General features: G+C 60.5%; 6 protein-coding genes. 5 read left to right on the top strand and 1 reads right to left on the bottom strand.

The window, feature by feature from the left end:
• Positions 1-173: 173 nt before the first annotated feature.
• Positions 174-860 carry a hypothetical protein gene (locus tag WAN02_RS01315; protein ID WP_422262093.1) on the top strand — a complete coding sequence of 229 codons (687 nt, stop codon included), beginning with the start codon at positions 174-176 and terminating at the stop codon, positions 858-860.
• A 24-nt stretch (positions 861-884) separates the two neighbouring features.
• Here WAN02_RS01315 and WAN02_RS01310 read toward each other — a convergent pair whose 3' ends face one another.
• Positions 885-2,393, bottom strand: a complete 1,509-nt coding sequence (locus tag WAN02_RS01310; protein WP_422262091.1) for an MFS transporter — start codon at positions 2,391-2,393, stop codon at positions 885-887.
• A 297-nt stretch (positions 2,394-2,690) separates the two neighbouring features.
• Between WAN02_RS01310 and WAN02_RS01305 the strand changes: the two genes are divergently transcribed.
• The 4 genes from WAN02_RS01305 to WAN02_RS01290 all read left to right on the top strand — a co-directional run.
• Complete coding sequence (locus WAN02_RS01305; protein ID WP_422262089.1) at positions 2,691-2,900, top strand: hypothetical protein; 210 nt, start codon at positions 2,691-2,693, stop codon at positions 2,898-2,900.
• A complete protein-coding gene (locus WAN02_RS01300; protein WP_422262087.1) occupies positions 2,843-3,262 on the top strand; it encodes an MmpS family protein in 420 nt (139 codons plus the stop codon). Before WAN02_RS01305 ends, WAN02_RS01300 begins: the two co-directional genes overlap by 58 nt.
• Complete coding sequence (locus WAN02_RS01295) at positions 3,255-6,137, top strand: RND family transporter (protein ID WP_422262085.1); 2,883 nt, start codon at positions 3,255-3,257, stop codon at positions 6,135-6,137. The genes WAN02_RS01300 and WAN02_RS01295 overlap by 8 nt, the downstream gene beginning before the upstream one ends.
• A 52-nt stretch (positions 6,138-6,189) precedes the next feature.
• A partial coding sequence (locus WAN02_RS01290) for an MMPL family transporter (protein ID WP_422262083.1) occupies positions 6,190-6,603 on the top strand: 414 nt, incomplete at its 3' end.

Genomic DNA, 6,603 nt, shown 5'->3' with positions numbered 1-6,603 from the left:
GCACACGACTGCGCGCGGTGCTTCAGGACGCCAGGCTAGCGGCCCGGGACGCACCTGGGGTTGCCCGGGCGCTTGTCACGGCACCAAGACTGGTCCGCCTTGGCCGGCCCGAAAATGTCGAGTCACCGGAATCGCAACCCGTCCGTGGAGACGACGGGCATGAGCCTGTCGTCGTGCCGGGTATAACAATCAGCGTCGAGCTCGATGAATGGGATGCCCGTGCGGAGGCTCTTGGTGGAACGAGTAACACACTGGCGGCCGGGTTGGCCGCTAAGTTCGGGGAGCGCCTGGGGCACCGGCATAGCGATGACGGCGCCGTGACCGTGCAACTTGTTATGAGCGACCGCACCGAAGGCGATACGCGTGCCATCGCAGTCTCCCTTGCTCGCGTCCATCTCGACCCGAGGTACGTAACCACGGATCTGTGTGATGCCCGTGTCGCCATCAAGCAAGCGTTGAAAACTTTGCGGGAAACGCCAGACGAGTCATCGCAGCTCACGTCGTTGACCCCGTTCACACCGCAATGGGCGTGGAAACGGGCGGTCGATGGGGCGTTCGCCGACCCGGATCACCCGGTGGTTTATTCCAACCTCGGCGACGTCGGCTCGGTGGTAAGCCTTCTCGATGGCACACACTGCGATTACGCCTTCGCGCGAGGCACGAGGCAGCACGTAACCCGACAGTGGCTTGACCGAATAGGCGGGCAAACGCAGCTGCTGTCCTTCCGCCTGCCGGTGCGCGGCAAGATTTTCATCCACGTCCTCGCCTACCAACCGGGCGCGGAGAACACAAAATCCGCTTTGCGCGAGCTGGCCGCGCGCACGCTGGCTGAGTTCGACCTGACCGGGCAGATCGACTGACGAATCGTCCCCATCCGGCCTGAGCTACATTTCCTCAGCGTCGATGGCGTCCTTGACTTTCTGCGCATGCGCCACCTGTTGTGCGGTGTAGCCGATGAGCAACCCGGTCCCGCAGAGCAGGATGACCACGCCGGCCAGCCACAGCAGGCCGAATGTGTAACCGTGCTCCAGCGCATGCAACTGAGCGGCGTTCATCGTCTTCACCGGCCCGCTGATACCGCCCAATTGCAGCGTGCGCGACGTGATGACGACCTGAATGACTACCAGCACCAGCGGCCCGCCGAGGCTCTGCAGCATTACGGCGATCGCCGAGGCGGGCCCGATGCGGTCGACGCCCACGCTGGCGATCATCGACAGCCCGAGCGGGACATTGATCACGCCGAGACCGATAGCGCCGACGACCATGGGCAACACCAGGTTCGGGAAGTACGGGATGCCGGCGTTCAGCGTCGAGACGTACAGCGTTGAGCCCAGCAACATGATGCCGCCAGCGATCACCATCACTCGCGGTGAGAACCATACGACCAGCCGCGACGACACAGCCGTCGCGATAGCCATCGCGACCGCGAACGGGATGAATCCAACAGCTGCGCGCAGCGGACTGTAGCCCATGATGTTCTGCACATACATGGCGAGCAGCACGGTCACGGTGAAGCCGATCCCACGGGACAAGAACATCGCCGCGAACATGGCCACCCGGTTGCGGTCGAAGAACAAGTTGAAAGGCACGATCGGGTTCTCAGCCGTGCGCTCCACGGCAAGAAACGTCACGAAGGCCGTCATGGCCACCAGAGCTGCACCGATCGCGGTGGCCGACAACCAGCCCTTTTCCGGCCCCATCGTCAGGCCGAAAACCGCGGCGGTACAGATCAACGTGGCCAGCAGCGCCCCAGTGGCGTCGAGCCTCGTTCGCTCCTTCTGCGTTTCGGGTAGCACCGTGCGGGCCAGGTGGATCACGAGCAACCCGAGCGGCACGTTCACCAAAAACGCCAGCCGCCACGACACCCCGGTGAGCGCCCCGCCCACCACCAGACCGAGCACCGCGCCGATGGCGCCCATCGCGCCGAACACCGCCGTCGCTGTATTGCGTGCGGGTCCCTTCGGGAATGTGGTCGCTACCAGCGCCACACACGTTGGCACGACGATCGCGGCGGCCGTGCCGTGCAGTAGCCGGGCCACAACCAGAGCGCCCCCGTCCCAGGCGATGCCGCAGATGGTCGAGGCGAGGGTGAACAGGGCAACCCCGGCGAGCAAGGTGCGCTTGCGACCGAAGGTGTCGCCGAGGCGGCCGCCCAGCAAGATCAGGCCGCCAAAGGTCAGCGCGTACGCAGTGATTACCCAGCTGCGCCCGGCATCCGACAGGCCGAGCTCGTTTTGAATCTTGGGAAGCGCGAAGACTACGACGGGGCCATCCATCGAGGCCATCAGCTGGATGCTGCCGATCGCTACAAGGATGCTGACGAATTGGCGAGACGCCAGCCGAGTTGGGAAGTGAGGCGGTAGCACCCGCTCTGTGTTGTCAAGAGCCGCCATAGCGCGCCACCCTACAGTACGTGTGTACAGTAAGGCCGCTGCGCGGCGGCGGAAACCTGCTGAGGGCTTCGGACGTTCTGACCGGTGGCGAAGCCAATTTCGCCGAAACACTGGATCAAGCCTGTAACCCGTGAGTATGGTTTGGAGCTGTTCGACTCATGTCGAACTATGCGGTCTGCAAGAACCGGTGAGCATAAATCCGTTGACGGCGATTTTGGTCTTGGTCAGCGGGTGAAAGGTTGGGCGCGGTGATCGAACCTGGCGTGCGCGACGTTGACGTCGCGGAAGCCTGGTCCGATGTCGCTACAGCGGACCTCCGAGACGTGGGCCGACGCCTTGGCCGCGAAGTCGCTCCTCTGCCAGCTACTCGCCAAGCTTCGCCAGCACCTCGACCACAGGGTAAGTTTCGAAAGAGTCGTCGAGTTCTGGGATTTGCGATTTTCCGGGCTATGCGGCGGCTGTGGATCCCGCTGGTCATCCTGGTGGTTGTCGGCGCCGGAGGATTGACGGTGGCGCGGCTGCACGGCATCTTCGGCTCTGAGAAACTCCTCTCGTACGGCGACACAAAAGTCGACACCAAGCCCTTCAACCCCAAACACCTGAGGTACGAGATCTTCGGACCCCCGGGGACCGTCGGCGACATCAGCTATTTCGACGTCAATGGTGACCCCGCGCATGCCGATGGAGTCAGTCTGCCGTGGTCGTTGGAGTTCGCGATGACCCCGCAAACGGCCGCCGGAGATATCGCGGCACAGGGCGATAGCGACAGCATCGGCTGCCGCATCATCGTGGACGGTGTGGTCAAAGCCGAGAAGATCACGCATGGCCCGAGCGCCTTTGCCTCCTGTCTGCTGAAGGCCGATGAGTAACCATCAGCTGCGCGACAGCGCGCCATTCTTAGCCCGGACGATTCATCGATTTTCGGTGCCCATCATCTTGGCCTGGTTGGCGGTGATGGTGGGGTTGGGTGTCGGCGTCCCCTCGCTGGAACAGGTCGAGAAAGAGCATTCGATAGGGCTGAATTCCACCGATGCGCCGACGTTCAAGGCCGTAACGCGCTTGAACGAGGACTTCAAGGAATCCAGTTCCGGCGGCGGTATCGCGATGATCGTCTTGGAGGGTCAGCAACCCCTCGGCGACGATGCCCACAAATACTACGACCGCTTGATTCGTCAGTTCAACGACGATCCGGAGCATGTGACGCACATCCAGAATTTCTGGGGCGATCCACTCACGGCGGGCGCCGCGCAAAGCACCGATGGTAAGGCCGCATATGTGCAGTTGAGTCTCGCCGGCGTCCAGGGCACAAGCTTGGGTGCCGAATCGATCGAAGCCATCCAGCACATCGTCGAGCAGACGCCGGCGCCACCGGGCGTCAAAGCGTATGTCACTGGCCCTTCGGCCATCGCTGCGGATATAGGCCACAGCGGCGACCGGACGATCCTCACAATCACGGCGGTAAGCCTCGCGGTCATTTTCATTACGTTGCTTTTTGTCTACCGCTCGATTGTGACCGTAATTCTCTTATTGCTGGTGGTCGGGATAGAATTGCAGGTGGCCCGAGGCATAGTCGCATTCCTGGGCCATCACGAGGTTATTGGACTTACCACCTTCGCCGTTAATCTGCTGGTATCTGTGTGCTTGGCGGCCGGAACCGATTACGGGATATTTTTCATCGGGCGGTACCAGGAGGCACGTCAGGCCGGCGACAGTCGGGAGGCGGCGTACTACGCTGCCTACCACGGGGTCGCCAAGGTTGTTTTGGCCTCCGGTTTGACGATCGCCGGGGCCTGTTTCTGCCTGACCTTTACTCGGCTGCCCTTTTTTCAAGCGCTAGGCGTCCCTTGCGCGGTGGGCATATCGATCGCGGTCGCGGTAGCACTCACGTTGGTTCCTGCAGTTCTTACTGTCGGAAGTCGTTTCCATCTATTCGAGCCGAAGCGGAAAATCAAGGTTCGCGGATGGCGCCGGATAGGCACGGCGACCGTTCGGTGGCCCGCGCCGATTCTTGTTGCGACATTCGCGATCGCGCTGGTTGGGCTGTTGACGCTACCGGGATACAAACCCAGCTACAACGACCAACAGTATCTCCCGAAGAACATCCCGGCCAATCTAGGCTTCGAGGCCGCAGCGCGACATTTTCCTCAGTCTGCAATGATGTCGCCCGAGATCATGTTGGTCGAGGCCGATCACGATCTGCGCAATCCGGCAGATTTTCTGGTATTGGACAAACTGGCCAAGGCCGTCCTCGCTGTTCAGGGCATTTCCAAGGTGCAGGCCGTAACTCGTCCCGAGGGAACCCCGATCGCGCACACCACGATACCGTGGATGCTGAGCATGCAGAACGCCGGTATGCAGCAATCTATGCACTTTCAGAAACAACGCATGAACGACATGCTCAAGCAGGCCGAGATTATGACGGAAACGATCAACATCATGCAGCGCATGTCTGGCCTGATGCAACAGTTGGTCGCTACGACTCATCACATGGTCGGCGAAACGCATGAAATGCAGGAGGTCACGAACGAGTTACGGGATCACATTTCGGATTTCGAGGATTTCTGGCGGCCGATCCGCAGCTACTTCTACTGGGAAAAGCATTGTCACGACATTCCCATCTGCTACTCGATAAGAAATATCTTCGATACGCTCGACGGTGTCGACGAGGTTACTGATAAGTTGCAGGACCTGGTAGCGAATCTCGATCAATTAGATGTAATCATGCCGCAGCTGATCGCGCAGTTCCCGGAGATGATATCGATCATGCAGGGCATGCGGACCATGATGCTAACCATGCATAGCACCATGTCCGGGGTCTTCAACCAGATGGACGACAATAGCGGCAATGCGACCGCCATGGGAAAGGCATTCGACACAGCGAAAAACGACGATTCCTTCTACCTGCCGCCGGACGTTTTCAAGACCAAAGACTTCAAACGGGTCATGAACATATTCCTGTCGCCGGACGGGAAGGCCGTCCGAATGCTCATTTCCCAAAAGGGCGATCCCGCGTCGCCCGAGGGCATCTCGCGGGTCGAACCGATAAAAAGCGCGGCCGAGGAGGCGCTCAAGGGAACTCCGCTAGAAGACGCCAAGATCTACCTCGCCGGCACCGCGGCGGCGGTGAAGGACGTGGTGCAGGGTTCCACATACGATCTTGTGATCGCGGGAATCGCCGCGCTCTGCCTTATTTTCACTGTCATGCTGATCATCACGCGAAGTTTTGTTGCCGCGCTGGTTATTGTGGGCACGGTATTGGTGTCGCTGGGCGCGTCTTTCGGGTTGTCCGTGTTCGTCTGGCAGTATCTGGCCGGCATCCAAATTCACTGGGCAGTGCTCGTGATGTCGGTGATCATGCTTTTGGCGGTGGGGTCGGACTATAATTTGCTGTTGGTCGCCCGGATGAAAGAAGAAATAGGTGCTGGCATAAACACCGGCATCATTCGCGCAATGGGTGGTACCGGCAAGGTCGTCACGAACGCGGGGCTGGTGTTCGCGTTCACGATGGGGTCCATGGTGGTCAGCGACCTGCGCACTATCGGTCAGATAGGGACGACGATCGGTCTGGGTCTGCTGTTCGACACGCTGGTGGTGCGCGCGTTCATGACGCCATCCATCGCTGCGCTGCTGGGGCGCTGGTTCTGGTGGCCGCTACAGGTACGGCCCCGCCCCGCCAGTACATTACTTCGGCCGACAGGACCCCGGCCAGTGGTACGTGCCTTACTGCTGACACAGCAGCGGTAACTGGCGGATTTCAGTGAGTCCCGAACACCCTCGAGTTCCTTTCGTCGCGCGGATGATCCGCAGGCTTTCGGTGCTCATCATTTTGGCGTGGGTGGCGCTGACTCTAGTTGTGACTCTGGCAGTCCCATGGCTGGAGCAGGTCGGCCGAGAGCATTCCGTACCACTGAGTCCCCGAGACGCGCCGTCGGTACAGGCCATGACCCGCATGGGAAAGGTCTTCAAAGAATCCGATTCGGACAGTTTCGCGATGATTGTCCTGGAGGGTCAACAACAGCTCGGGGACGATGCCCACAACTATTATGACGAATTGGTCCGCAAGCTAAGAGCCGACCCCAAACATATCGAGCACGTGCAGGATTTATGGGGAGATCGACTCACTGCGACGGGCGCGCAAAGTCCCGATGGCAAGGCCATCTATGCGCAGTTGTACCTGGCCGGCAACCAGGGCACGACTTTGGGGCAGGAA

Source organism: Mycobacterium sp. (assembly GCF_049281135.1).
GTDB lineage: Bacteria > Actinomycetota > Actinomycetes > Mycobacteriales > Mycobacteriaceae > Mycobacterium.
The sequence above is the reverse complement of the archived record's forward strand: the minus strand, read 5'-3'. Positions and strand labels throughout refer to the sequence as shown.